The following is a 24,677-nucleotide window of genomic DNA, read 5'->3' on the forward strand; positions in this document are numbered from 1 at the left end:
GAGGGGGTCTAAAAGCACTACCGCTTCAGTTCCTTCGAAGACTCAGGAAAATTTCCCTTCTGCTACCTGCAGCGGCGTAACCACGCCCGTATCCAGCACCCAACCGCTAATCAAGGCTGCTGGCGTCACGTCAAACGCCGGGTTGTAAACCTGCGCATCCGCGGGGGCCCACTGGACTTCGCCAAAGCTCCCCGCCACGCCCGTGACTTCGCTGGCGGCGCGCTGTTCAATCGGGATCGCGTCGCCGTTTGGGCAGTGCGGATCCAGCGTCGTTTGCGGCGCGGCAACGTAAAATGGAATCCCATGAAACTTCGCCAGTACCGCCAGAGAGTAAGTGCCGATTTTATTCGCCACGTCGCCATTGGCGGCAATGCGGTCAGCCCCCACCCAGACGGCATCCACCTGCCCTTTCGCCATCAGACTGGCGGCCATTGAATCGGTGATCAGTTGGTAAGGCACCCCTAATTCACCCAGTTCCCACGCCGTCAGTCTGCCGCCCTGCAATAATGGACGGGTCTCATCCACCCAGACGTTACGTACATTGCCCTGCTGATGCGCCAGCGCAATCACGCCCAGCGCCGTGCCTACGCCCGCCGTTGCCAGCCCGCCGGTATTACAGTGGGTCAACAGACGGCTACCCGGCTTCACAAGTTGACTGCCTGCGCGGGCAATGGCATCGCACAGCTGTTTATCTTCGTCGATCAGGCGTAACGCCTCGGTCACCAGCGCTGGCACAAAATTCTCCTGCTGCAACGCCTGCTTCATGCGATCCAGATTATTCATCAGGTTCACCGCCGTCGGCCGCGAGGCGCGCAGCGTCTCAAGCGCCTGCGCCAGCTCGTCGCGGTTTTTACCCGCTTCTGCCAGCAGGGCCAACAGCAGGCTGGCTGACAGACCAATCAGCGGCGCGCCGCGTACACGTAAGGCATGAATATGGCCGACCAGCGCCTCTACGCTGGAGGCATCCAGCCAGCGTTTCTCCTGCGGAAGCGCCTGTTGATCGAGAATAAATAACTGATTTTCCACCACCCACAGGCTGGTCGTCTGTAATGTCTGCATGTCGTTAATTCTCTGTTGCGTTGTTGTATAACATTGTGTCAGGATAAAATTCAGATGTATAGACGTCTAAATGTCTTAATTACCAGAATCAGTGAGGAACAGGCAATGTCGCAATACCGTACCTTTACCGCTCAGGACGCCGTGGCGTACGCACAACAGTTTGGCGGCCTCGATAACCCGTCATCGCTGGTGGAGGCGAAAGAGGTGGGCGACGGCAATCTCAATCTGGTCTTTAAAATTTTTGATACCGAGGGTGTCAGTCGCATCATCGTGAAACAGGCACTTCCATACGTACGCTGCGTGGGCGAATCCTGGCCATTAACCCTGGATCGCGCGCGTCTTGAGGCAGAAACCCTGGTTGCCCACTATCAACATAGCCCGCAGCACACGGTAAAGATTCACCATTACGATCCGCAACTGGCGGTGATGGTCATGGAAGATCTCTCCAGCCACCGTATCTGGCGCGGTGAATTGATAAAAAATGTGGACTACCCGCAGGCCGCACGCCAGCTTGGGGAGTACCTGGCGCATACCCTGTTCCATACCAGCGATTTCTACCTCCACCCGCACGATAAAAAAGCGCAGGTGGCGAAATTCATCAACCCGGAAATGTGCGAGATCACGGAAGATCTGTTCTTTAACGATCCGTATCAGGTGCACGAGCGCAACAACTATCCGGCTGAGCTGGAAAATGATGTTGCCGCCCTGCGCAACGATGGACAGCTAAAAATTGCCGTAGCCTCCCTGAAACACCGCTTCTTCTCGCAGGCCGAAGCGCTGCTGCATGGGGATATTCACAGCGGCTCGATTTTTGTCGCCGAAGAGAGCCTGAAGGCAATCGATGCCGAGTTTGGCTACTTTGGTCCAATCGGTTTTGACGTGGGCACCGCCATCGGCAACCTGTTGCTGAACTTCTGCGGCCTGCCGGGGCATCTGGGCATTCGCGATGCCGCCGCCGCCCGCGAACAGCGTCTGAGGGATATTCAGACACTGTGGAATACCTTCGCAGAGCGTTTCCAGGCGCTGGCAAGCGAAAAAACCCGCGATGCCGCCCTGCGTGAACCCGGCTATGCGTCGGAATTTCTCAAAAAGGTCTGGAAGGATGCCATTGGCTTCTGCGGCACCGAGCTGATTCGCCGTAGCGTCGGCCTGTCGCACGTGGCGGATATCGACACCATTCAGGATGAGGCGATGCGCCATGAATGCCTGCGCCATGCCATTCAGTTAGGTAAAGCGCTGATAGCCATTGCCGATCGCATCGACAGCGCGGAAGAGCTGGTGGCGCGGGTGCGTCAGTACAGCTGACTCCTCCCTCTCCCTGTAGAAGAGAGGCCGGTATTTTCTCCCTCTCCCTGTGGGAGAGGGCCGGGGTGAGGGCAGCAACCCGCACTTACCCCAAATACTCAATCACCGACAGCCCACCGTTATAATCGGTGCTGTAGATAATCCCCTGCGCGTCCACAAACACATCACACGACTGGATCACCTGCGGGCGATTCGGTCGTGTATCCATCATCCTCTCAGGCGCCGCCGGAACCAGGGCCCCGGTCTCCACCGGACGATACGGATTCGAGATATCGTACGCACGCACCCCAGCGTTCTGGTAGGTGGCAAAAATCAGCGTCGAGCTAACAAAGCTACCAGGCCGGTTCTCGTGCAGGTTGTGTGGACCGAAGTGAGCCCCTTTCGCTACGTAATCTCTCTCATCCGGCTGCGGGAAGGTGGCAATACTGACCGGGTTCGACGGCTCGCGGATATCAAAAAGCCAGATGAGCTTCTCACCATCCTCCTGATTGTCGAGTACCGCTTCGTCCAGCACCACCAGCAGATCCCGGTCCGGCAACGGCAACGCCGTGTGCGTACCGCCGCCAAACGGCGGACTCCAGTTGCGATGGCTGATCAGCTTCGGCTGGGTTTTGTCTTTCACATCCAGTAGAGTCAGTCCGCCGTCGCGCCAGCTTCCGTAGGCGGTATCGCCGGCGATAATCGCGTGGTGTAGCGCATAGCGCTTACCGTCCGGCCACGTTGGCTTCTCGCCTTCAGCCTGGTTCATGCCCGGCAACCACCAGCGCCCCGCCACCTCTGGCCTGCGCGGATCCGCCAGATCGATGGTGAGAAATATGTAATCGGTAAAACCGTCGATCAGCGCCGAAACATAAGCCCAGCGTCCACCCACATACCAGATGCGGTGAATACCGATACCGTTCAGCGACAAAAAGCCAATTTCACGCGGTTTGTCAGGGGTCGAAATATCAAACACACGCAGCCCGGCGCTCCAGCCTTTGTCCTGCACGTCGCTAACGGTCTCCCCCACCTGTCGGGTGTAGTAGACTTTCTCGTCTGCGAAGCGGGCATCGGCAAAGAGATCCCGGGCATTGATCACCAGCAGCAGATCGTCATGCGCCTGCAGGTGGACATTCCAGGTGCCGGGTGGTGCGGGCACATACCCGGCCGCGCGAGGATTTTTGGGATCGCGCACATCCACAATCGAAAAACCCTGCGACACCATATGTCCAATATAGGCAAAGCCACGGTGCACCATCAGCTGCACCCCGTCCGGGCGACCGCCCTGATCGCTATGGCCAATCAGCCGCATATTGCGGCTGTATTCAGGCGTGGGAAGCGTACTCATTTATTTTTGGCTTCGAGCGTAGCAAACCACGGGGCGATGAAGTCCTGGGTCTGGCCCCAGCCTGGAATGATTTTGCCAAGCGATGCCACGTTAACTGCCCCAGGCTGCGCCGTCAGTAGCGCCTGAGGGATGGCGGCCGCTTTAAAGTCATAGGTTGCTGGCGTGGTTTCCCCGGCAATCTTGTTGGCAATCAGCCGCACGTTGGTAGCACCAATCAGCTTCGGATCCACCGCCACGCTCACTTTCCACGGGCTGCCGGATTCACGCATCAATTGCAGATCCTGGTTGGAGATATCAATGCTATAGAGTTTGATCTCCGTGCGACCGTTCTCTTTCAGGGCTTTGTAGGCTCCCTGACTAAAGGCGTCCCAGGTGCCCCAGATAGCGTCGATCTGCCCTTTCGGGTATTTCGCCAGCACGGCGCCGACTTTGTTGGCGGTGTCGCCCTGCACGTCAGACGAGACCGCGCCGATAGATTCGAGCTCTTTAATGCCCGGATACTGCTTCTGTAATTCCTGGTACGCCGCCTGACGACGCTCCATCGGCGGGAAGCCAGCGACCCACAGCTTAATGATATTGGCTTTGCCGTTGAAATCTTTCGCCAGCTGGCCGAAGGAGAGATGGGTCAGGGAGGCATCATCCTGCTGCGTGACGGTCACGCCCGGGATATCGCCCTTTACGGCGGTGTCGAACACCGACACTTTTATGCCGGCATCTACCGCTTTTTTCACCAGCGCCGTGGAGTACGGGTCACGCCCCTGGGAGAGAATAATGCCGTCATATTTCTGGCTGATGGCCTGGTTAACGAAGTCCTGGAATTTGGCATCGTCACCGTTACTTAAAAAGGTGCTGACTTTGAAGCCGAGCTTTTTCCCTTCCTGAATCGCACCGGAGACAAACTGGGTGGTGTTGTCGTCCGAACCGAGATTACGGATCACCGCGATGCGGATCTGCCCGTCATGGTTAGCAATCGCCGCCGGAACCGGAGCCGGCGTGGCGGCAAAGCCGGGTAAGGCTGCAAGTAATCCCAGTGCCACCAAAGAGCGCGCCATTTTTTTCATTCTGTTATCCCGTTGTGTTGTTGTGAATTATTAGCGTTTTTGTATGTAGGTGATCGCCAGCGCCGCTGCCAGCACCAGCCCTTTTATAATGTCCATGGCGTAATAGGGGACCGAAAGCATCACCAGTCCGTTGGAGAGTACGCCGAGGATCACCGCCCCCACCAGCGTACCCAGTGCGTTGGGTTTACCCGAGCCTGCCAGTGAGAAACCGATCCACGCCGCCGCCACCGCATCCATCAAATAGCCGCCTCCGGCGTTCACCTGTGACGAGCCAATGCGCGAGGCCAGCAGAATACCCCCCAGTCCGGCCAGCAATGAGGCGATGACGTAGGCAGCGACCTTATAGCGGGTCGTACGAATTCCGGATAAACGCGCGGCTTCCGGATTGCCGCCAATGGCGTACATGCGACGGCCGTGGGTCGTGAGTGACAACGCCAGCTGCGCCACCAGGGTCACCACCAGCATGATGATCACGATCGTGGGTACCTGCCCCAGCGAGCCAAAAGCTGCCGGAATCGTCCCTTCCGCCATATCTCCGCTCGGCAGCACCATATTTTCGGTAATCGATCCGCCGTAACTGTATGTCATCGCTACCCCCTGGATCACAAACAGGCTCGCAAGGGTGGCGAGCATGTCCGGAATGCGCAGGATGACGATCAGAAAGGCGTTAAACAGCCCTACCAGCGTACAGAGCGCCAGGGTGATCAGAATCGATTCCGTGGTGCCGAAGCCATGCCAGACAAAGAGCGAAATGACCAGCGCGTTGGCAAGCGAGGCCGTCGAGCCTACCGACAAGTCAAAACCGCCCACGGTCAGGGAGATGGAGACGCCAATGGCAATCACCGTCACAATGGCGATAGATCGTAGGATATTGATAATGTTAAAGGGATCGAGGAAGTTGTCTGATGCGATACCAAATATCGCAATCAAGGCGACAACGGTCAGCAACATGCCCCATTTGTAGAGAAAATCGAATATTTGCTGACGGCCAGACGCCGCCGCATTCACTGAAAGGGCCTTGCTCACGACGCGGTTCCTCCGGTTGAATAGTAAAGTAATGTCTCTTCCCGGGCCTCGGCCCCGGCAATCTCTGCCACGATGCGCCCATCCCATAAGACGCAGATGCGGTCACAAAGCCCGACCAGCTCGGCAAATTCGCCAGAGGCGTAGATCACCCCTTTGCCTTCGCGCGCCAGGCCGTCAATCAGCTGGAAGAGATCGGTTTTGGCTTTCACGTCCACCCCTTTGGTGGGTTCGTCAAAAATGAGCACCTGCGCGTTGCCACGTAACCATTTGCCGATCGCCACCTTCTGCTGGTTGCCACCCGAGAGTCGCCGCAGCACCTGTCCTGGCCCGCGCGCTCGCACACCCACACGGGCGATCACCTCTTCCGCCCAGCGCCATGCCTGGCGATGGCCAAACAGACTCCAGCGAGAGAAGGTGTTATCGGCGCTGACCGCCAGGTTCATGCTCACCGGCTCATCGATAAAGATGCCCTCTTTGCGCCGCTCTTCCGGCACCAGCGCCAGCCCGCGCAGGACCGAATCGGCGGGATCGCGGGGGCGCCAGGCCCGGTTATTCAGTTCACCGCGGTCAACCCGGCTTTTACTGGCGCCGAACAGCGCCTTGCAGAGTTCCGTTTTGCCTGCGCCCGCGAGCCCGGCGATACCTAAAATCTCGCCTTTGCGCAGATGCAGGGAGATATCTTTTAGCAGCGCGTCATCATGCAGCCCCTCAATGCGCAGCAAGGTTTCGTCGCTGACGCGCGGGCGGGCGGGCGGGTAAATGTCGCTCAGCTCATGGCCGAGCATCTTCTCAACGATCGCTTCGCCGCTCAGGGCCGCCATCGGGCCTGTCTCAATCAGCTTGCCGTCACGCAGCACGGTTAAGGTATCGCAAATCGCCTTCAGCTCATGAATGCGGTGGGAGATAAACACCACGCCGATCCCCTGCTGCTGTAAACGGCGCACCACGCTAAAGAGGCGCTCGCTTTCATGCGCATCCAGCGGAGCGGTAGGTTCATCCAGGATCAGGAAACGACAGTGATGCGAGAGGGCGCGCGCCAGCAAGATTTGCTGTTTTTCCGCCAGCGTACAGCTGTCGATAGGGCGGCGTACGTCCAGTTGAACATCCAGCTGAGCCAGCGCCGCTTCCGCCTGTTGGCGCACACTCCGCCAACGAAAGCGGTGCCCTGGCTGCGCCAGATGATCGAGCATGATATTTTCAGCAATGCTCAAGCCCGGGATCAGCGCGACATCTACCTCCTGCTGTACCAGATGAATCCCCAGCCGTTTGGCATCCAGGGGTTCGCGAATGGTCACCGCCTGGTTATTAATGCTGATTTCGCCCTCGTAATGGTCGTGGGTGCCGCAAAGCACCGCCATCAGCGTGGACTTCCCCGCACCGTTGGCGCCCGTCAGGGCATGCACAGAGCCGCCCATCAGGGTGAAATCGACACGCGACAGCGCCTGAAAGCCCGCAAAGGCCAGGCTAATGCCACGCATCTCCAGGCGACTTGAAACCATCGGCGTTAAATCCTTCTTTAATATTATGATTTATGGAATTTTTCACAGCTACGGTTGACTGACAACGACGGAAAAGGCATAAGATAAAGCAAAATATTATTAGCCATCCAGATGTCCAGACATAACATCAGGTTAGCATTTCGCAAAAAGGATAACAACATGAGTAACACCGATATTCGCGTCGTTCCGGGTCCGGCCAATTACTTCTCTCACAACGGCAGCCTGCAACGCCTGCACGACTTTTTCACTCCAGAACAGCTCTCCCGGGCGGTCTGGATTTATGGCGAACGTGCCATCGAAGGCGCACGCCCGTTCTTGCCAGAGAGTTTTAACGCTGAGGGGGCAAAGCAGATTCTGTTTAAAGGCCACTGCAGTGAGCGCGACGTTGCAGATCTTGTGAAACAGTCCGGCGACGATCGCAGCGTGGTGATTGGCATTGGCGGCGGTGCGCTGCTGGATACGGTGAAAGCCGTGGCACGACGTCTGGGTCTGCCGGTGGTTGCCATTCCCACCATCGCCGCCACCTGTGCCGCCTGGACGCCGCTCTCGGTCTGGTACAACGACGCAGGTTCCGCCCTGCACTTTGAGATTTTCGACGACGCTAACTTCCTGGTGCTGGTCGAGCCTGACATTATCCTTCATGCCCCGGCGGAGTATCTGCTGGCGGGCATCGGCGACACGCTGGCGAAATGGTACGAGGCGGTGGTGCTGGCCCCGCAGCCTGAAACCCTGCCGTTAACCGTGCGGCTGGGCATCAACGGCGCCCTGGCGATCCGCGATGTGTTACTGGAAAGCAGCGAACAGGCGCTGGCGGACCAGGCGCGCGGTGAGCAGACGCAACGTTTTCGCGATGTGGTTGATGCCATCATTGCGGGTGGCGGGATGGTGGGCGGCCTGGGCGAGCGCTATACCCGCGTCGCGGCAGCGCATGCGGTGCATAACGGGCTGACCGTGCTGCCGCAAACAGACAAATATCTGCACGGCACAAAAGTGGCTTACGGTATTCTGGTGCAGAGCGCCCTGCTCGGCCAGGATGATGTTCTGGCACAGTTGGTGGCGGCCTATCAGCGCTTCAATCTGCCTACCACGCTGCGTGAGCTGGACGTCGATATCAACGATACCGCCGCGCTGGACAAGGTGATCGCCCACACCCTGCGTCCGGTAGAGTCGATTCATTATCTGTCGGTAGCGCTAACCCCTGCGGTTCTGCGCGCGGCGTTTGAGAAGGTCGAATCCTTCCACCGATAGTTGCACAGATTGACTATAACTAATGATGGCTATCACCACTCTCGCAACGAGGTCATCATGCAGATCGATTTAACAGGTAAAAAGGCGCTGGTTACCGGCGCCAGCCGTGGATTGGGTCGTGCCATCGCACTGTCGCTGGCGCGCGCCGGCGCCGATGTGATTATCACATACGAAAAATCCGCCGAGAAAGCGCAGGCCGTGGCGGATGAGATCAAGGGGCTAGGTCGGCACAGCGAGGCAATTCAGGCCGACAGCGCCAACGCGCAGGCGATCCAGGAAGCCGTTACTCAGGCAGCACGTTCCCTTGGTGGGCTGGATATCCTAGTCAACAATGCCGGTATTGCGCGCGGCGGCCCGCTGGAATCGATGACCCTGGCGGATATCGACGCCCTGATCAACGTGAATATTCGCGGCGTGGTGATTGCCATCCAGGAAGCCCTTGTCCATATGTCTGAGGGCGGTCGCATTATCAATATCGGCAGTTGCCTGGCAAACCGCGTCGCCCAGCCGGGCATTGCCGTCTACTCAATGACCAAATCTGCGCTCAACTCCCTGACCCGCGGGCTGGCGCGCGATTTAGGGCCACGCGGCATCACCGTGAATCTTGTCCATCCTGGCCCGACAAACAGTGATATGAACCCGGAGCATGGCGAGCAGGCCGCATCGCAGCGCCAGCTCATTGCGCTGGGTCACTATGGCCAACCGGAGGATGTCGCCGCCGCGGTCACCTTCCTGGCAAGCCCTGCCGCCGGGCAGATCTCCGGAACGGGTCTGGACGTGGATGGAGGGTTGAACGCCTGATCGCACAAGTGATGTAAGCCTCTGTCGCCCGACAGAGGCGCTTGCGAGCCGCTTCGACGTTTCGCTTTTTGCCGCTTTTTCTGCTCCTTTCCTCACCTTACAGTGCCCCATTAGGGATTCGGAATTTATCTAATAGTCTAATTATTCCCTTATATTTTATGAGGGCGTACAGTGGAGGTACGGATGAAGATTGTCTGGTCACATGCAGCCAGAAAAGCGTTATTGAAACTGGATAATCAGACTCAAATCCGCATAAAAGCAAAGCTTGCGGCGCTAAAAGATCGGTCCGCTCCCCGGCCAGATCTGCGAAAAATGGCATCCTCGGAAAATCATTTCCGGCTACGCGTGGGCGACTATCGCATCATACTGACGCTAGCGCATGAACCTGAAAACGAATGCTTTATCATCGCCGTTAAGCGCCGAACGACGACAACTTATCTTCACGAGGAGAGTGTGCTCTATGGCTGTTCAAATGATTAGGGACGATAAAGGAAAAGCCCAGTACGTTGTCATACCTTATGACGAGTATTTTCGCATGTGCTTACAACTTGCAGAGATCGACGATGAGACAGATGCCGATCTGGAAGATATTGAGTACGAGCGGGATATTTATGATGAGGTCAGATTGCCCGGAGAGGTCTGTGAGATCATGGATAATTATAATGTCAGTCTGCAGGCCGCCTGGCGTATTCTGCGTGGGTTATCCCAACAGGAGGTGGCCGACAAACTGGGCATCAGCCAGTCTGCCGTCTCACAGCTTGAATCACCTGATTCCCGCCCGCAAAAACGCACCCGCGAAAAACTGGCCGCAATTTATGGCTGCAAACAAGAGCAGATAAGCCTCTACTTTCCGAAAGAGGGTTAACAGCACTTCGCCCCGCCCTTGCCCCCGTAGCGCGCATCCTGCCGATCGCGGAAAAAGGCCTCGTAGTTCATTGGCGTCTGATCGGGATGATTGACGCGCATATGCTCGACGTAGTTGTCGTAGTCCGGGACGCCGATCATCATTTTGGCGGCCTGGCCTAAATATTTACCTGCTTTGGAGAGGGTGTCGAACATACCATATCTCTTCTGTTAACCCCTCCCCCCGGCGGAGAGAGGGGGAGGTTCGTTTAATGCGCCCCTTTTGCCTGGGTGACGATCTCATCCAGGTTTTCAGGCATCGGCTCATACGGCGTCTCTTTTGCCGTTGGGGTATCCACCTTCAGCGCCGCCAGGGCGGTCTTCAGAGAGAACCACGCCAGAACGACCACGACCACCATAAAGAAGATGGTCAGCCCGGCATCCAGACGGTTATTAAACACCAGCTGTGACAGCTGCGACTGGGTGTACTGAGCAGGAATATTACCACTGTCGATCATTGCCTGGAACTTATTGGCAATCGCCAGGAAACCGATCTTCGTATCCGGGCTGAAGGCTTTCTGCCAGCCGGCGGTCAGGGTACAAATCAGCAGCCAGGCGGTCGGCACCAGCGCGACCCAGGCGTAACGCTGACGTTTCATCTTAAACAGGACGACTGCGCAAAGCATCAGCGCCATCCCCGCCAGCATCTGGTTAGCGATACCGAACAGCGGCCACAGCGTGTTAATGCCGCCGAGCGGATCCACCACCCCCTGATGCAGGAAGTAGCCCCACGCCAGTACGCACAGCGCCGTAGCCAGCAGGTTCGCCGGCAGCGAATCGGTGCGCTTCAGGCCGGGTGAGATCACCCCCAGCAGATCCTGAAGCATAAAGCGTGCCGCACGGGTACCCGCGTCCACCGCCGTCAGAATAAACAGCGCTTCAAAGAGAATGGCGAAGTGATACCAGAACGACACATCCATCAGCCCACCCAGCGCACCGTGCAGGATGTAAGCCATCCCCACCGCCAGGGTCGGTGCCCCGCCCGCGCGGGAGATGATGGACTGCTCCCCTACTTCATTAGCGATATGGGTTAAGGTTTCTGGCGTGATCGCAAAGCCCCAGCCGCTCACCACCTGCGCCGCAGAGGCTACCACGTCTGCCGTACCGGCCGGGGCCAGCACCGCCATCGGGCTATTCATCGCGAAGTAGACGCCGGGATCGATAATGCAGGCAGAGACCAGGGCCATAATCGCCACGAAGGACTCCATCAACATCCCACCGTAACCGATAAAGCACGCCTGGTTCTCATTGGCCAGCATCTTCGGTGTGGTACCGGAGGCGATCAGAGCATGGAACCCCGACACCGCCCCGCAGGCGATAGTGATAAACAGGAACGGGAAGAGGTTACCCGTCCATACCGGGCCGGTGCCATCGATAAACTTGGTGAGCGCTGGCATGGTCAGGGTCGGGCGCATAATCAGAATGCCAATCGCCAGCCCAACGATGGTGCCGATTTTCAGGAAGGTCGAGAGATAATCGCGCGGCGCCAGCAGCAGCCACACCGGCAGTACCGCCGCCACGAAACCGTAGCCCACCAGCATCCAGGTCAGCTGTACGCCGGTAAAGTCAAAGTACGGTGCCCAGGTCGGGCTCTCCGCCACCCAACCGCCAGAGATAATGGCGAACACCAGGAAGAACAGACCGATGATCGACACTTCGCCAATACGTCCAGGACGCAGATAGCGAATATAGATCCCCATAAACAGCGCCAGCGGAATGGTGAAGGCGACGGTGTACGTTCCCCACGGGCTGTGGGTTAAGGCTTTCACCACGATCATTGCCAGCACCGCCAGAATGATCACCATGATCATAAAGGTGGCGATCAACGCGATCACCCCGGCGGTGGCCCCCATCTCCTCTTTCACCAGCTCACCGAGCGAGCGTCCGTCGCGACGGGTGGAGACGAAGAGCACCATAAAATCCTGCACCGCACCGGCCAGTACCACGCCGGCGAGGATCCAGATCATGCCAGGTAAATACCCCATCTGTGCGGCCAGTACCGGCCCCACCAGCGGCCCCGCCCCGGCGATAGCGGCAAAGTGGTGACCAAACAACACTTTTTTGTCGGTTGGCACATAGTCCAGACCGTCGTTGTGCCGCACCGCAGGCGTCATGCGCGTGCTGTCTACTGAGAGCACATTGCGGGCGATAAACTTGCCATAAAAACGATAAGCAATCAGATAGATACAGACTGAGGCAACTACAATCCACAGCGCATTTATCTGTTCACCACGGTTGAGGGCGATGTAGCCCAGCGCGAATGCTCCCACTACGGAGAGCATGGCCCAGACGAGGTATTTCCCTGAGTTGTTCATAGTTGATGTCCGTTAGCGTGAAACAGGAGGTGTTACATTTTGTTTCTAGATCACAGGGACATTTTTAACAACTTTGAAACGTAGAAATGGGGGGTAAAACCAGGTATTTACAACACATTGTTAACCCGATCACTTTCGGGTGCAGCAGCCCCCCTCACCCGTAGGATAAGGGGGCAACAATTATCCCAGCACCATGATGCTTAGCCGACAGGTGCAGCAACGCCGCCCCTGCTCGTCATAGACCACAATCTCCCAGCTCTGGCTGGTGCGCCCCAGATGTAACGGCTGGCACACGCCGCGCACCTTGCCCTGCGCCACTGCCCGGTGATGCGTGGCATTAAGCTCAGTACCCACCACGCTCTGCCCATCACGGGTCATCAGATAGCCGGCCATTGAGCCAAGCGTCTCCGCCAGCGCAGCCGATGCCCCGCCGTGCAGCAAACCAAAGGGTTGATGGGTGCGGGTATCTACCGGCATTTCAGCTTCCAGCGTCTCATCACCGATGCGGGTATAGAGGATGCCGAGGTGGGCCACCATCGTGTTCTGGCTGGTGGCATTCAGCGCGTCGAGTGATAAGTGACGTTTCCAGATCATTCAGGCCCCCAAGGTTGAACCGCCATCCACCACAATATCCTGCAGGGTGATATGGCTGGCGGCATCGGAGGCCAGGAATAATACGGTGCTGGCAATCTCCTGCGGACGGGCGATTTTGCCCAGCGGAATACCCAGCTTAAACTGCTCGCCAAAGCCGCGGATGCGCTGCTGCTCGGCATCATCGCTCACCCAAAGGGTGCGCTGCATATCGGTGTCCGTTGACCCCGGTGAGACCAGATTACACCGCACGCCGCTGCTCGCCAGCTCCAGCCCGACGGTCAGCGCCAGGCTTTTTAACGCCGCTTTCGAGGCGCCATAGGCGCTCATGCCGATACGGGGGGTATGTGCCGCATCCGAAGCCACGGTGACTATCGCCCCACCCTGCTGACGACGAAACTGGCCCATCGTCTGCTGAAACAGGTTAAACGCACCACCGACGTTCACCGCGAACGTCTCTTGCCACGCCTCTTGCGTGAGGGCATCGGTGGCCCCCATGCGCAGAATACCGGCCGCGTTGACCAGCACATCAAGGCGGTCCTGAGCGGCAAGGAGGGGAGCACAGATCGTGCTCACCTGGGCGGCATCCGCCACGTTCAGCACTTCAGTGGCAAAGGGGTAATCCTGCGCCGGAAACGCCAGGTCAAAGCCGGTTACGTTCGCCCCCGCCTCAACGAAGGCCAGCGCCGTCGCATAGCCAATCCCCTTACCCGCCCCCGTCACCCAGACGGTTTTGCCGGTAAAATCAAATCCGGCCATCACTTCACCTCGCGAGAGAGCAGCGCCCACCAGGCATCGAGGGTCGGATTTTTCGCCAGCATCACGAAGTCGATATCACTGTGTACTTTGCGCCAGCGGGCAGCCAGCGCCATCATGCGTACGGAATCGAGGCCGTAATCGATCAGGTTTTCGTCATCCATCGGCTCGTCGGATTCGTCCAGCAGCGGCAGGATCACTTCGCGCAGCGCTGCCTTTGATGCCGGAATAGAGGGCAGCAGTTCATCGGTCATCACCACGCGACCGGAGCGACCCGCCACGTACTTCAGGGACATCAGGTGCTCGTCACGGGTAAAGTCAGCCAGCGCATCGGCGACGAAGAAAGGCTTAATGTCTCGCATGAAAGCGTCGGTGGCGGTGGTCATGCAGCCGATGTGCGCATAGACACCGGTAATGATCAGTTGGTTACGGCCGGTATCTTTCAACATCTGCTCCAGCGGGGAGCGATGGAAGGCGCTGTAACGCCATTTGACCAGCACGGTATCCGCTTCGTCCGGCGTCAGCCCGGCCACAATGCGCTGTTGCTCCGGGGAGCGGGTCAGCCCCGGCCCCCACATATCGTTCAGCAGGGCGCGGTCTTCATCGCTCTGCTCTTTCGGCTGGGCGGTGTAATAGACCGGGATGTTGTGAGCTTTGCAGAAGTCACGAAGGCGAGCAATATTTGCCGCGACCTGCTGCATCATCGCGCTGTTTTCGCCCCAGAAATTGAGGAAATACTCCTGCATATCATGGATCAGCAGCGCGGCGCGCTCGGGTTCAAACGCCCAGTTCACTTTGTTATCAGGCAGATCTGCCACGGTCGGCAGCGCGTAAGCGGTTAATTTTGGAATGGCCATCTTCTGTTCCTCAGCCCTGGGCGCGTTCAGCCAGCCACAGGCGCAACTGTTTCTTGTCTACTTTTCCCACCGGCGTCAGCGGCAGCGCATCCACGCTTTCGACGCGATCCGGCAGCTTAAATTCGGCGACGCCCTGCTCACGCAGGAAGCGGCGAACCTCTACGGCACGCAGGGGCTGTTTCACCACCAGATACGCGCAGCTCTTCTCGCCCAGCAGGCTATCTTCCATGCTGACCAGTGCCGCATGGATCACCGCCTCGTGGCGTAACAGCAGGTTCTCAATCTCTTCTGCGGCAATCTTTTCGCCGCCGCGGTTGATCTGATCTTTCTCACGCCCCTGAACGGTGATATAGCCCTGCTCGTCGATTGCGATCAGGTCGCCGGAACAGTAAAAACCGTTGGCATCGAAGGCGCTGGCGTTGTGTTCCGGGCTTTTGTAATAGCCACGGAAGGTATAGGGCCCGCGGGTCATCAGGCGCCCCACTTCCCCACGCGGCAGCGGGTTGCCGTTTTCATCGGCCACCCAGACTTCGTCGTCCGGACACATTGGGCGGCCCTGGGTATTCATGATCTTCTCCGGCGCGTCGTCGAGCGCGGTGTAATTCACCAGCCCTTCCGCCATGCCAAATACCTGCTGCAGCTGGCAGCCGATCTCAGCAGGAATGCGTGCGGCGAGGGTCGCAGAGAGCCGTGCGCCGCCTACCTGCAACAGCGTGAGAGAGGCCAGCTGGCTTTTATCTGCCCCATCGGCAATGGCCTGTAACCACAGGCTAACCGCCGGCGGCACCAGCGAGGCCATGTTCAGCTGATGCTGAGCAATCAGCGGGAAGCAGTGGGTGGCGCTGGGATCGTGCGCCAGCGCGACACAACCGCCCGCCATAAACACCCCCAGCGAACCCGGCGAGCTCATCGCAAAGTTATGGGCGGCAGGCAGCGCGTTCAGATAGCGTGTGTCGGCAGTGATGGCGCAAATCTCGTTGCTGCGCAGAATGCTGTAGTAGTAGTCGTTATGGGTGCGGGGGATCAGCTTCGGCGTACCGGTACTGCCGCCCGATAGCTGGAAGAAAGCCACCTCATCGGCCGGGGTCGGCGAGGCGATAAAGTAAGGATCCTGGCGGGTCATCGCCGTCTCCAGCGCGTGTTCACCGTTATCACCGCGCAGCATGACCACGCGCACCGAACGGTGCTCATCGACGAAGGTGTTAAGGAAATCATCGCCGGCAAACAGGGCATGCCCGCGATCGGCAATCAGCACCACCGGTTCGATCTGGCTGGCGTAGGCATTAAGCTCGCTGCGCTGATGGCTGAAAAGCGCATTAACCGGCGCCACGCCCAACTGCAGCAGCGCAAAGAAAGTGATGTAGAACTCGGCCACGTTGCCCAGTTGTACCAGCGCTGTCTCACCGCGCTTGATGCCCTGCGCCTGTAGCGAAGCGGCCAGATTGTTCACCGCCTGGTGGAACTGGCGATAGCTGTACTGGCGGTCACCGTCGATGATGGCCGTCGCGTCGCTGCTGGCGTGACGGGTCAGAATGTCAGTCAGCGGCAGATCCTGCCAGTAACCTTTTTCGCGATAGCGCCGGGCAAAATCCTCAGGCCAACGGGTAAAGGGAATGGTCATGATTATTCCTTAGTGCAAACCAAAAACGTTCAGCATGGTGGAGAGTTTGACGCCGGTTTCGCGCCATTCGCCGACCGGAGAGGAAGCCGGCACAATGCCCGCGCCGGCGAACAGTCGCACGGTGTTCGCCTGCAGGCGTGCGCAGCGGATAGTGACCACCCACTCGCCGTTGCCTTCGCTGTCGCACCAGCCAACAATGCCGCCAAATAGCTCGCGGTCGAAGGGCTCCAGTTCGGCAATCAGGGCTTTCGCGGCCAGATGCGGGAAGCCACTCAGCGCCGGCGTCGGGTGCAGTAAACAGGCCAGCGTCAGGGCGTTTTCATCGGCACGCGCCTCGCCCTCTACCGGTGTTGCCAGGTGCCACAACGTCGGGGTGGTGATCAATTGCGGCGAGGCGGGCATGGTCAGCTGATGGCTACGGGTTTCCAGGACGCTTTTCATCGCCTGGGTCACCAGCTCGTGCTCGTGACGGTCTTTCTGAGAGGCCAGCAGCTTGTTACCCGCTTCACGGTCGAGCATGTCATCGGGCTGACGACGCGCCGATCCCGCCAGCGGCAGGGAGCTGAAGTGGCTGCCCTCTTTGCGCAGTAACAGTTCTGGGCTGGCACCCAACAGTACGCCGCCATCTTCCAGGGGGACGTGGAAGTTAAAGCTCGCCGGGTTCTGCGCAATCAGACGCTCCAGCAGCGCGCCGCTGTCGATCTGCTCCTCGGTGACGATATCAATCAGTCGCGACAGCACCACCTTGTTGACACGAGGCGTCGCGGTCAGCGCGGCGGCACGGGCAACCATCTCTTCGAACACCGGCTGGCCGGGGATCTCGCTGCGCTGGGCGACGGTCAGCGTCTGCGTTGGGCTGGCATAGCGCGCAGCCTGCTGACGTGCCGGACGGGCAAAGCTCTGCCAGCGTTGCGGAATAAACAGTGAAGAGGGTTTACGGGTATCAAAGGGGATCGCGCCTACCATGATGGGGTTCGCGATGCCGCTGGCTTTCGCCTGCGCAAAGGCCTGCGCCAGTTTTTGCTGGAAAGCGCTCGAGAGATGTTCGCCATTTTCAGCGGGTTCGTTGAAGCGGGCAAAACAGCCGGACGTGGTAAAGCTGCGATAAGGCGACATAAAGAAGAAACTGTCTGATTGCAGCGTGGCCGGGTTCTGTTGGACTTCCTCGGCCAATGACGTATCCATATCATCCTCCTGAAATGATAAAAGCAGTAAGAATTATTATCATTTATATTTTGGTGGCTAACCTAATCGCTCATCGCAAGGGTGTCAACCGCAGACAGCGCATCTTGTGCGACTATCGCTTGCATCCCCGTGACGCTTTCATGAAAATGAGAAGCATTAACCTCAGCAAATACAGGATGCCGCTTTGTGAAATTCCCCGCCGTTTGCCGTCATGCCCTGCTCCTGGGCGCCATTTTCGTTTTAGGAGTAACCTCAGCCACCGCCGCCGACTGGCCCCGTCAGGTGACCGACAGCCACGGCACGCACACCCTTGAAAGCAAACCCACGCGCATCGTCTCGACCAGCGTGACCCTTACCGGCTCTCTGCTGGCAATCGACGCGCCGGTGGTGGCCAGCGGGGCGACCACGCCGAACAACCGCGTGGCAGACGACCAGGGCTTTTTGCGCCAGTGGGGTGACATTGCCAAACAGCGCAAACTCTCGCGTCTCTATATTGGTGAGGCGAGCGCCGAAGCGGTGGCTGCCCAGATGCCCGATCTGATTCTGATCAGCGCCACCGGCGGCGACTCGGCCCTGGCCCTTTACGATCAGCTGTCGGCCATTGCGCCTACGCTTGTGATCAATTACGACGATAAAAGCTGGCAGACGCTGCTGACGCAGTTGGGCACGATCACCGGTCAGGAAAAGCAGGCTGCGGAGCGTATCCATGAGTTCGATAAACAGCTGGCCCAGGTTAAGCAGCAGATGAAACTGCCACCGCAGCCGGTAAATGCGCTGGTCTACACTGCGGCGGCACACAGCGCGAACCTCTGGACTGCCGATTCTGCGCAGGGGCAACTGTTGCAACAGCTGGGCTTTAGCCTGGCCACGCTGCCCGCCGGGCTATCCACCTCCCAAAGCCAGGGTAAACGCCATGACATTATTCAACTGGGTGGTGAAAATCTGGCGACGGGTCTGAACGGCGAAGGGCTGTTCCTGTTCGCCGGGGATCAAAAAGACGTCGACGCGATTTATGCCAACCCGCTACTGGCCCACCTGCCCGCGGTGCAGAACAAACGCGTCTGGGCGCTGGGAACGGAGACCTTCCGCCTGGATTACTACAGTGCGATGCGGGTGTTAACCCGATTGCAGTCGCTGTTTCATTAAGCCTGAGAGGCGGCCGGTTCGTTTCTGAACCGGCGCAGCTTCACCAGTCCTACCAGTAAGATCGCCCCCACTATCGCCAGCACACATCCACTGCTGCTGGCTGAGGCCACCGGCGTCATGATTGCGCCCAGGCCGCCCAGAATAGCCGCGCCGATGGCATCGCCGGTCACGTTCTGCGCCGTCCACAGGCCGTTAATCCGTCCGAGCATATTTTCCGGCGTCTGGGTCTGAATCAGCGTGTATTGCAGCAGAGAGCTCACCGCACTCAGCCAGCCAAACAGCGCCAGGCAGACCACACCCAGCGCCCAGACAGGCATCAGGCTAAAGAGCGCGATGGCAATAAACGACACGAAAGTCGCCACCAGCATGATTAACCCCGGGCGCGCACTCTGGGCCAGGTTGCCGCTGGTGAGCGCGCCAATCGCCGCGCCGAGGGGGATCGCCGCATAGAGCAGGCCAATCTGCGAGGCACTCATCTGCCACTCACCCGCCAGCGCCGGATAGAGCACGCGCACTGCGCTGGCCATGGTCAGCAGCCCGCCCAGCAGGGCAATGCCGCCAATCAGCGGATTGGTAAAGAGGAAGCGAATCGCCGCCAGCAGGGATTTCAGCGGATGCTCACGCTGCTGAGGGGGCGGCGGGAGCAGCGGCAAACGCAGTAAGGTCAGCGTAGTGATAAAGGTGCCTGCCGCCGCCAGGCCGTAGTTCCAGGCCACGTTACCGGTAGCCAGCAACAAGCCGCCCACCATCGGCGAAATCACGGAGCCCAGACGCACGGTGAGCATGGTGATCGCCCCCGCCTGCATCAGGTTTTCACGCCCCACCAGCGCTGGCGTTGCTGCCAGCAGCGCCGTCACTCCTAAAGAGGCAAAGAAGCCGTCCCAGAGTCCGAGCGCATAGATGGCAATCAACGACGGCTCCGGCAGCAGCGCGTTCAGACACAGCCCGACGAAGCCGACGCCGCAGGTTCCCCGCGCCAGCAGAATCAGTTTTTTTCGCTCAAAGCGGTCGGCCAGTACCCCGCCCACCATCAGGCCGATAAACATCGCCCCGCCGGTCAGCGTGACCGAGAGCCCTACCAGCCAGCTGGAGTGCGTCATAGCCTGGATCTGTACCGGCACGGCGACGCCCAGCAGGCCAAGGGACAAAATAGAGATAAAGCGGGCGATAAAGACGGCGCGATACGCCGGGTGAGTCTTCAGCAGGCTGAGGTTGAGCAGCCAGGATTTTTGGGTCATTACAACGCCTTAATGGTTTCTTTTTTTACCAATTCCATGGCCGCACATGCTAACATAGCCAAATAAGATAGATAACGATAATTACTATCATTATCAAGTCATGGACGTTGCTATGTCGTTTTCACCTTCTACCGGGCGTGCCCTTGCCGTGCCCGGTTTGTTGCTCCTGTTAATTCTTGCCGCTGCACTCAGCCTGCTGGTTGGCGCAAAACCTTTGCCCGCCGCCGTGATTGTCGATGCCCTGTCCGGCACCTGTCAAAGCGCGGACTGTACTATTGTGCTGGATGCCCGCCTGCCCCGTACCCTTGCTGGCCTGCTGGCCGGTGCGGCGCTGGGGCTGGCCGGTGCCCTCATGCAGACCCTGACCCGTAATCCGCTGGCCGACCCCGGCATCCTGGGGGTGAATTCCGGGGCCAGTTTTGCCATCGTGCTGGGCGCCGCGCTGTTTGGATTCTCCTCCCCCGTAGAACAACTGATGATGGCCTTTTGCGGCGCGCTGGCGGCCTCGTTGCTGGTGGCCTTTACCGGCAGTCAGGGGGGCGGGCAGCTCAGCCCGGTGCGCTTAACCCTGGCGGGGGTGGCGCTGGGCGCCGTGCTGGAAGGCTTATCCAACGGCATCGCCCTGCTCAATCCGGACGTGTGGGATCAGCTGCGTTTCTGGCAGGCGGGCTCGCTGGACATCCGCACGCTGCAGACGCTTAAAGTGGTGACGTTACCGGTGGTCATCGCCGCCGTGGTGGCACTGATGTTAAGCCGGGCCCTGAACAGTCTTAGCCTGGGCGCAGACACGGCCACCGCGCTGGGCAGTCGGGTGGCACGCACTCAGCTTATTGGCCTGCTGGCCATCACCGTCCTGTGCGGCAGCGCGACGGCGGTCGTTGGCCCCATTGCCTTTATTGGCCTGATGATGCCGCACATGGCGCGCTGGCTGGTGGGGGCCGATCACCGTTGGTCGTTGCCGGTCACGCTGCTTGCCACCCCTGCCCTGCTGCTGTATGCCGACGTTATTGGCCGTCTGCTGGTGCCGGGCGAGCTGCGGGTCTCGGTGGTCAGCGCCTTTATCGGCGCGCCGGTGCTTATTTTCCTGGTACGACGTAAACGCGGAGGTGGCCTGTGAACACCCCGTCACCACGTTTACTGCTGAGCTGTTTTCTGCTGGTCGCCGCCAGTCTGCTGGTGGCCCTCTGGAGCCTGTGCAGCGGCGCCGTTACCCTCGATATACATCAGGTCATCGATGCCCTGCTTGGCAGCGCGCCGCGCAACGTCACCCTGGTGGTCACCGAGTGGCGCCTGCCGCGCGTGATGATGGCGATACTGGTGGGCGCAGCTCTTGGCGTCAGCGGCGCCATATTCCAGTCGTTACTGCGTAACCCATTAGGCAGCCCGGATGTGATGGGCTTCAACACCGGGGCCTGGAGCGGCGTGCTGGTGGCCATGGTACTCTTTGGTCAGCATCTGACGGCGATAGCCCTGGCGGCGATGCTGGGCGGGATCCTGACCTCGCTGGTGGTCTGGACCCTGGCATGGCGTAACGGGATCGAAACCTTCCGTCTTATTATTATCGGCATTGGCGTTCGGGCTATGCTGATGGCTTTCAATACCTGGCTTTTGCTGCGTGCCTCGCTGGAAACCTCCCTCTCCGCCGGGCTGTGGAACGCGGGGTCGCTAAATGGCCTGACGTGGGCGAAAACCTTGCCTGCCACCCCCATTATCGGCCTGATGCTGCTGTGTGCCTGGCTGCTGGTGAAGCGAATGCGATTGCTGGAGATGGGCGATGACAGCGCCTGTGCCCTGGGCGTGGGCGTGGAGCGTTCGCGCTTAATGCTGATGCTGGTGGCGGTGGTGCTGACGGCAGCCGCCACCGCCATCGCCGGGCCGATTTCATTTATTGCGCTGGTCGCACCGCATATTGCCCGCCGTCTGAGCGGCACCGCGCGCTGGGGCTTAACCCAGGCCGCGCTTTGCGGTTCGCTGCTGCTTCTGGCAGCCGATCTCTGTGCCCAGCAGCTGTTTATGCCTTATCAACTTCCGGTCGGGGTAGTTACCGTCAGTCTTGGCGGTATCTATCTCATCGTCTTGCTTGTTCAGGAGTCACGCAAGAAATGAGCACAATACCCACCCGCTTGCGCGGCGAAAATCTTACCCTTGGCTATGGCAAAAAAACCGTGGCGCAGGATCTGAATGTCTCCATTCCCGACGGGCACTTTACGGCGATCATTGGCCCCAACGGCTGCGGGAAATCGACCCTGCTGCGCACCCTGAGCCGCCTGATGACGCCGCTGGCCGGAAGTGTGTATCTCGACGGCGAGCAGATCCAGCGCTACGCCAGCAAAGAGGTGGCTCGCCGTATTGGTCTGCTGGCGCAGAACGCCACCACCCCGGGAGATATCACTGTGCAGGAGCTGGTGGCGCGCGGGCGTTACCCGCATCAGCCGCTGTTTACCCGCTGGCGTAAAGAGGATGAGGCCGCGGTAACCCGCGCAATGCAGGCCACGGGCATCACCGATCTGGCCGCTCAAAGCGTGGATACCCTTTCTGGTGGACAACGACAGCGGGCGTGGATCGCCATGGTGCTGGCGCAAGAGACCGCCATCATGCTGCTGGACGAACCGACCACCTGGCTCGATATCAGCCATCAAATTGATCTGCTGGAGCTGCTGAGTGAGCTGAACCGCACTCAGGGCTATACGCTGGCGGCGGTATTACACGATCTTAATCAGGCTTGCCGCTATGCCACCCACCTGATTGCCCTGCGCGACGGGAAGATCGTGGCGGAAGGCGCACCAAAAGCGATCGTAACGCCGGATCTGATCGAACAGATCTACGGCATGCGCTGCATGATTATTGACGATCCGGTGGCCGGGACGCCGCTGGTGGTTCCATTAGGAAAAGGGGCGGCTTAGGCCGTCCGTTTTCGTACTCACCCGCCCTATCTTTCAGATTTAACTGCTTTTTAAGAATTACGCCCCTTTATCTGCCCGGCAAAAACATTAACATTCCTGACCTGACTGCTTCTTTTTCAATCACAGCATGGAATGCTTATGATGCCTCGTGCGCTACAAGGGATATGTGCGGCGTTTGCCTGCCTTACGCTCGGCCAGCCGCTCTTTGCCGCTGAGTCTGACAATCAGTTTATCATCCAGCAACAGCGTCAGAAGGCGCTTGAACAACAGCTCACCCCACCCACTCCGGACGTGCGCCTCTCCGGTAGCGACGATCGTTCCAGCCAGCTTATTTTTCCCACGGAAACCCCCTGCTTCCCCATTGCGCGCGTCACGCTCAGCGGGCAAGAGGCCCTGCCCCACTGGCTGCCGCTGCAGCGCATTGCGAATCAGGCGCAAGGGAAGTGCCTCGGCGGTAAAGGGGTGAATAGGTTGATGAGCGCCCTACAAAATCGGCTGGTTGATCACGGCTGGATCACCACCCGAGTGCTGGCGCCTGCTCAGGATTTACGTCAGGGTACACTGGCGCTCAGGGTGGTGCCTGGCGATATCCGTCACGTCACCCTAACGCCGGAAAGCAGCAATTATATCCAGCTTTACAGCGCCTTCCCTGCCCGTGAGGGCAACCTGCTGGATCTGCGCGATATCGAGCAGGGGCTGGAGAATTTACAGCGGCTGCCCACGGTGGAAGCCAGCATGGAGATTTTGCCCGGTAATAAGCCTGGTGAGAGCGACATCCTCATTACGCGCCACCAGCAGAAGCCGTGGCGCGTGGGACTGTCGCTGGATGACTCGGGCAGCAACGCCACCGGGCGCTATCAGGCTGGTATCACGTTGTCGCTGGATAATCCCTTTTCCTTAAGCGACCTGATGTACCTCTCGGCCAGCCACGATCTGAACGGCAAAGATGGCAAAGGCACCACAAACTACACGGCCCACTATTCGGTGCCCTTTGGCTACTGGCTGGCGGGCATCACCGCCAGCGATTACGACTATTACCAGACCAGCCCCGGCCTCAACGGGGATTACCGCTACAGCGGAAAGAGCAAAAATCTCGATCTGCAACTCAGCCGGGTACTGCACCGCAGCGGCAGCCAGAAAACCACGTTCAGCTATCACGTCTCAGCGCGGGAAAGTCGCAACTTTATCGATGACACCGAAATTGATGTCCAGCGCCGTCAAACCGCCGCGTGGAAGGCCGGATTACAGCATCGCCACTATATCGGCCCCGCGACGCTGGATGCAGGCATCAGCTATCAGCGCGGTACCCGCTGGTTTGGCGCGCAGCGCGCACCGGAAGAGTATCCCGGCTATGCCACCGCACTCAGCAAAATCCTGCAAATAAACGCCGGGCTGGATCTGCCCTTTGCACTCGGCTCACAAAACTTTCGCTACACCCTGCAGTACCTGCGCCAGATGAGTAACACCCCACTTACGCCGCAGGATCAGTTTGCTATTGGCAACCGCTGGTCGGTACGCGGATTCGATGGTGAGCTCACGCTCAATGCCAGCGAAGGATGGTATGTGCGTAACGATCTTGCCTGGCGTACGCCACTGTCCGCACAGGAGCTCTATCTCGGTGTGGATTACGGCGAGGTTAGCGGCGTCGGCTCAGAGTATCTGCTGGGTCATCACCTGGCGGGCGGCGTGGTTGGCCTGCGCGGCAGCGCACTCCGGGTCAACTATGACCTCTTCGCCGGCACACCCCTTTCGAAGCCAGACGGCTTCTCCTCAAGCCACGCCACCTTCGGCTTTAACCTCAACTGGGACTGGTGATCGCTTTCGCGCTTAAAGGAA

At 59.0% G+C, this 24,677-nt stretch carries 23 protein-coding genes; 10 read left to right on the top strand and 13 right to left on the bottom strand.

Going from position 1 to position 24,677, the window contains the following annotated elements:
- Positions 1-42 precede the first annotated feature (42 nt).
- On the bottom strand, positions 43-1,059 hold the full coding sequence (gene mtnA / locus B3B59_RS18805) for an S-methyl-5-thioribose-1-phosphate isomerase (protein ID WP_286809711.1): 1,017 nt from the start codon (positions 1,057-1,059) through the stop codon (positions 43-45).
- Positions 1,060-1,164: 105 nt separating this feature from the next.
- Between mtnA and mtnK the strand changes: the two genes are divergently transcribed.
- A complete protein-coding gene (mtnK, locus tag B3B59_RS18810) occupies positions 1,165-2,364 on the top strand; it encodes an S-methyl-5-thioribose kinase (protein ID WP_286809712.1) in 1,200 nt (399 codons plus the stop codon).
- 85 nt (positions 2,365-2,449) lie between these two features.
- Here the strand turns inward: mtnK and B3B59_RS18815 are convergent, their stop codons facing one another.
- From B3B59_RS18815 to B3B59_RS18830, 4 genes are read right to left on the bottom strand one after another with little or no spacing between them, the layout of a single operon-like run.
- Complete coding sequence (locus tag B3B59_RS18815) at positions 2,450-3,691, bottom strand: LVIVD repeat-containing protein (RefSeq protein WP_286809713.1); 1,242 nt, start codon at positions 3,689-3,691, stop codon at positions 2,450-2,452.
- Positions 3,688-4,752, bottom strand: coding sequence for a sugar ABC transporter substrate-binding protein (locus B3B59_RS18820; RefSeq protein WP_040076607.1), 1,065 nt, complete (start codon positions 4,750-4,752; stop codon positions 3,688-3,690). Before B3B59_RS18820 ends, B3B59_RS18815 begins: the two co-directional genes overlap by 4 nt.
- A gap of 30 nt (positions 4,753-4,782) precedes the next feature.
- A complete protein-coding gene (locus tag B3B59_RS18825; protein ID WP_046884316.1) occupies positions 4,783-5,778 on the bottom strand; it encodes an ABC transporter permease in 996 nt (331 codons plus the stop codon).
- Complete coding sequence (locus tag B3B59_RS18830; RefSeq protein ID WP_046884317.1) at positions 5,775-7,277, bottom strand: sugar ABC transporter ATP-binding protein; 1,503 nt, start codon at positions 7,275-7,277, stop codon at positions 5,775-5,777. Before B3B59_RS18830 ends, B3B59_RS18825 begins: the two co-directional genes overlap by 4 nt.
- A 159-nt stretch (positions 7,278-7,436) precedes the next feature.
- Between B3B59_RS18830 and B3B59_RS18835 the strand changes: the two genes are divergently transcribed.
- The 4 genes from B3B59_RS18835 to B3B59_RS18850 all read left to right on the top strand — a co-directional run bounded on the left by B3B59_RS18835 (position 7,437) and on the right by B3B59_RS18850 (position 10,191).
- Positions 7,437-8,525: an oxidoreductase gene (locus tag B3B59_RS18835; RefSeq protein WP_046884318.1), complete on the top strand. Its 1,089-nt coding sequence runs from the start codon at positions 7,437-7,439 to the stop codon at positions 8,523-8,525.
- Between the two features lie 57 nt (positions 8,526-8,582).
- Positions 8,583-9,326 (top strand): SDR family NAD(P)-dependent oxidoreductase, encoded by a 744-nt coding sequence (locus B3B59_RS18840; protein ID WP_046884319.1) that lies wholly within the window; start codon positions 8,583-8,585, stop codon positions 9,324-9,326.
- 183 nt (positions 9,327-9,509) lie between these two features.
- A complete protein-coding gene (locus B3B59_RS18845) occupies positions 9,510-9,806 on the top strand; it encodes a type II toxin-antitoxin system RelE family toxin (RefSeq protein ID WP_046884320.1) in 297 nt (98 codons plus the stop codon).
- Complete coding sequence (locus B3B59_RS18850) at positions 9,787-10,191, top strand: helix-turn-helix domain-containing protein (RefSeq protein ID WP_286809714.1); 405 nt, start codon at positions 9,787-9,789, stop codon at positions 10,189-10,191. Before B3B59_RS18845 ends, B3B59_RS18850 begins: the two co-directional genes overlap by 20 nt.
- Here the strand turns inward: B3B59_RS18850 and B3B59_RS18855 are convergent.
- The 7 genes from B3B59_RS18855 to entC all read right to left on the bottom strand — a co-directional run bounded on the left by B3B59_RS18855 (position 10,188) and on the right by entC (position 17,554).
- The gene (locus B3B59_RS18855; protein WP_286809716.1) at positions 10,188-10,385 is read right to left on the bottom strand and encodes a YbdD/YjiX family protein; all 198 of its coding nucleotides are present in this window, start codon (positions 10,383-10,385) and stop codon (positions 10,188-10,190) included. The genes B3B59_RS18850 and B3B59_RS18855 overlap by 4 nt on opposite strands.
- Before the next feature lie 53 nt (positions 10,386-10,438).
- Positions 10,439-12,544 carry a pyruvate/proton symporter CstA gene (cstA, locus tag B3B59_RS18860; RefSeq protein WP_046884322.1) on the bottom strand — a complete coding sequence of 702 codons (2,106 nt, stop codon included), beginning with the start codon at positions 12,542-12,544 and terminating at the stop codon, positions 10,439-10,441.
- Positions 12,545-12,724: 180 nt separating this feature from the next.
- Entirely contained in the window at positions 12,725-13,138 is a 414-nt protein-coding gene (gene entH, locus B3B59_RS18865; RefSeq protein WP_286809717.1) for a proofreading thioesterase EntH, read from the bottom strand.
- Positions 13,139-13,894, bottom strand: coding sequence for a 2,3-dihydro-2,3-dihydroxybenzoate dehydrogenase EntA (gene entA / locus B3B59_RS18870; RefSeq protein ID WP_286809718.1), 756 nt, complete (start codon positions 13,892-13,894; stop codon positions 13,139-13,141).
- The gene (locus B3B59_RS18875) at positions 13,894-14,748 is read right to left on the bottom strand and encodes an isochorismatase (protein WP_286809719.1); all 855 of its coding nucleotides are present in this window, start codon (positions 14,746-14,748) and stop codon (positions 13,894-13,896) included. Before B3B59_RS18875 ends, entA begins: the two co-directional genes overlap by 1 nt.
- 10 nt (positions 14,749-14,758) lie before the next feature.
- Complete coding sequence (entE, locus tag B3B59_RS18880) at positions 14,759-16,369, bottom strand: (2,3-dihydroxybenzoyl)adenylate synthase EntE (protein WP_286809720.1); 1,611 nt, start codon at positions 16,367-16,369, stop codon at positions 14,759-14,761.
- Between the two features lie 9 nt (positions 16,370-16,378).
- On the bottom strand, positions 16,379-17,554 hold the full coding sequence (entC, locus tag B3B59_RS18885; RefSeq protein WP_207293193.1) for an isochorismate synthase EntC: 1,176 nt from the start codon (positions 17,552-17,554) through the stop codon (positions 16,379-16,381).
- A 186-nt stretch (positions 17,555-17,740) separates the two neighbouring features.
- Here entC and fepB point away from each other — a divergent pair, with 186 nt between their 5' ends.
- A complete protein-coding gene (gene fepB / locus B3B59_RS18890) occupies positions 17,741-18,700 on the top strand; it encodes a Fe2+-enterobactin ABC transporter substrate-binding protein (protein ID WP_046884328.1) in 960 nt (319 codons plus the stop codon).
- Here fepB and entS read toward each other — a convergent pair.
- A complete protein-coding gene (entS, locus tag B3B59_RS18895) occupies positions 18,697-19,938 on the bottom strand; it encodes an enterobactin transporter EntS (protein WP_046884329.1) in 1,242 nt (413 codons plus the stop codon). The genes fepB and entS overlap by 4 nt on opposite strands.
- 112 nt (positions 19,939-20,050) lie before the next feature.
- On the opposite strand from entS, the gene fepD reads away from it, so the two are divergent.
- From fepD to B3B59_RS18915, 4 genes are all read left to right on the top strand, one after another.
- Entirely contained in the window at positions 20,051-21,055 is a 1,005-nt protein-coding gene (gene fepD, locus B3B59_RS18900; RefSeq protein WP_046884330.1) for a Fe(3+)-siderophore ABC transporter permease, read from the top strand.
- Positions 21,052-22,044, top strand: a complete 993-nt coding sequence (gene fepG / locus B3B59_RS18905; protein WP_040076622.1) for an iron-enterobactin ABC transporter permease — start codon at positions 21,052-21,054, stop codon at positions 22,042-22,044. Before fepD ends, fepG begins: the two co-directional genes overlap by 4 nt.
- Positions 22,041-22,841 carry an iron-enterobactin ABC transporter ATP-binding protein gene (gene fepC / locus B3B59_RS18910; RefSeq protein WP_046884332.1) on the top strand — a complete coding sequence of 267 codons (801 nt, stop codon included), beginning with the start codon at positions 22,041-22,043 and terminating at the stop codon, positions 22,839-22,841. Before fepG ends, fepC begins: the two co-directional genes overlap by 4 nt.
- 141 nt (positions 22,842-22,982) lie before the next feature.
- On the top strand, positions 22,983-24,656 hold the full coding sequence (locus B3B59_RS18915) for a ShlB/FhaC/HecB family hemolysin secretion/activation protein (RefSeq protein WP_414671913.1): 1,674 nt from the start codon (positions 22,983-22,985) through the stop codon (positions 24,654-24,656).
- Positions 24,657-24,677: the final 21 nt, after the last annotated feature.

It is taken from the genome of Leclercia sp. UBA2479 (assembly GCF_002341985.1).
Taxonomy (GTDB): domain Bacteria; phylum Pseudomonadota; class Gammaproteobacteria; order Enterobacterales; family Enterobacteriaceae; genus Enterobacter; species Enterobacter pneumoniae.

Coding starts and splice junctions, on each gene's coding strand:
- mtnA (WP_286809711.1), bottom strand. CDS start 1,059: ATGCAGACATTACAGACGACCAGCCTGTGGGTGGTGGAAAATCAGTTA.
- mtnK (WP_286809712.1), top strand. CDS start 1,165: ATGTCGCAATACCGTACCTTTACCGCTCAGGACGCCGTGGCGTACGCA.
- B3B59_RS18815 (WP_286809713.1), bottom strand. CDS start 3,691: ATGAGTACGCTTCCCACGCCTGAATACAGCCGCAATATGCGGCTGATT.
- B3B59_RS18820 (WP_040076607.1), bottom strand. CDS start 4,752: ATGAAAAAAATGGCGCGCTCTTTGGTGGCACTGGGATTACTTGCAGCC.
- B3B59_RS18830 (WP_046884317.1), bottom strand. CDS start 7,277: ATGGTTTCAAGTCGCCTGGAGATGCGTGGCATTAGCCTGGCCTTTGCG.
- B3B59_RS18835 (WP_046884318.1), top strand. CDS start 7,437: ATGAGTAACACCGATATTCGCGTCGTTCCGGGTCCGGCCAATTACTTC.
- B3B59_RS18840 (WP_046884319.1), top strand. CDS start 8,583: ATGCAGATCGATTTAACAGGTAAAAAGGCGCTGGTTACCGGCGCCAGC.
- B3B59_RS18845 (WP_046884320.1), top strand. CDS start 9,510: ATGAAGATTGTCTGGTCACATGCAGCCAGAAAAGCGTTATTGAAACTG.
- B3B59_RS18850 (WP_286809714.1), top strand. CDS start 9,787: ATGGCTGTTCAAATGATTAGGGACGATAAAGGAAAAGCCCAGTACGTT.
- B3B59_RS18855 (WP_286809716.1), bottom strand. CDS start 10,385: ATGTTCGACACCCTCTCCAAAGCAGGTAAATATTTAGGCCAGGCCGCC.
- cstA (WP_046884322.1), bottom strand. CDS start 12,544: ATGAACAACTCAGGGAAATACCTCGTCTGGGCCATGCTCTCCGTAGTG.
- entH (WP_286809717.1), bottom strand. CDS start 13,138: ATGATCTGGAAACGTCACTTATCACTCGACGCGCTGAATGCCACCAGC.
- entA (WP_286809718.1), bottom strand. CDS start 13,894: ATGGCCGGATTTGATTTTACCGGCAAAACCGTCTGGGTGACGGGGGCG.
- B3B59_RS18875 (WP_286809719.1), bottom strand. CDS start 14,748: ATGGCCATTCCAAAATTAACCGCTTACGCGCTGCCGACCGTGGCAGAT.
- entE (WP_286809720.1), bottom strand. CDS start 16,369: ATGACCATTCCCTTTACCCGTTGGCCTGAGGATTTTGCCCGGCGCTAT.
- entC (WP_207293193.1), bottom strand. CDS start 17,554: ATGGATACGTCATTGGCCGAGGAAGTCCAACAGAACCCGGCCACGCTG.
- entS (WP_046884329.1), bottom strand. CDS start 19,938: ATGACCCAAAAATCCTGGCTGCTCAACCTCAGCCTGCTGAAGACTCAC.
- fepD (WP_046884330.1), top strand. CDS start 20,051: ATGTCGTTTTCACCTTCTACCGGGCGTGCCCTTGCCGTGCCCGGTTTG.
- fepC (WP_046884332.1), top strand. CDS start 22,041: ATGAGCACAATACCCACCCGCTTGCGCGGCGAAAATCTTACCCTTGGC.
- B3B59_RS18915 (WP_414671913.1), top strand. CDS start 22,983: ATGCCTCGTGCGCTACAAGGGATATGTGCGGCGTTTGCCTGCCTTACG.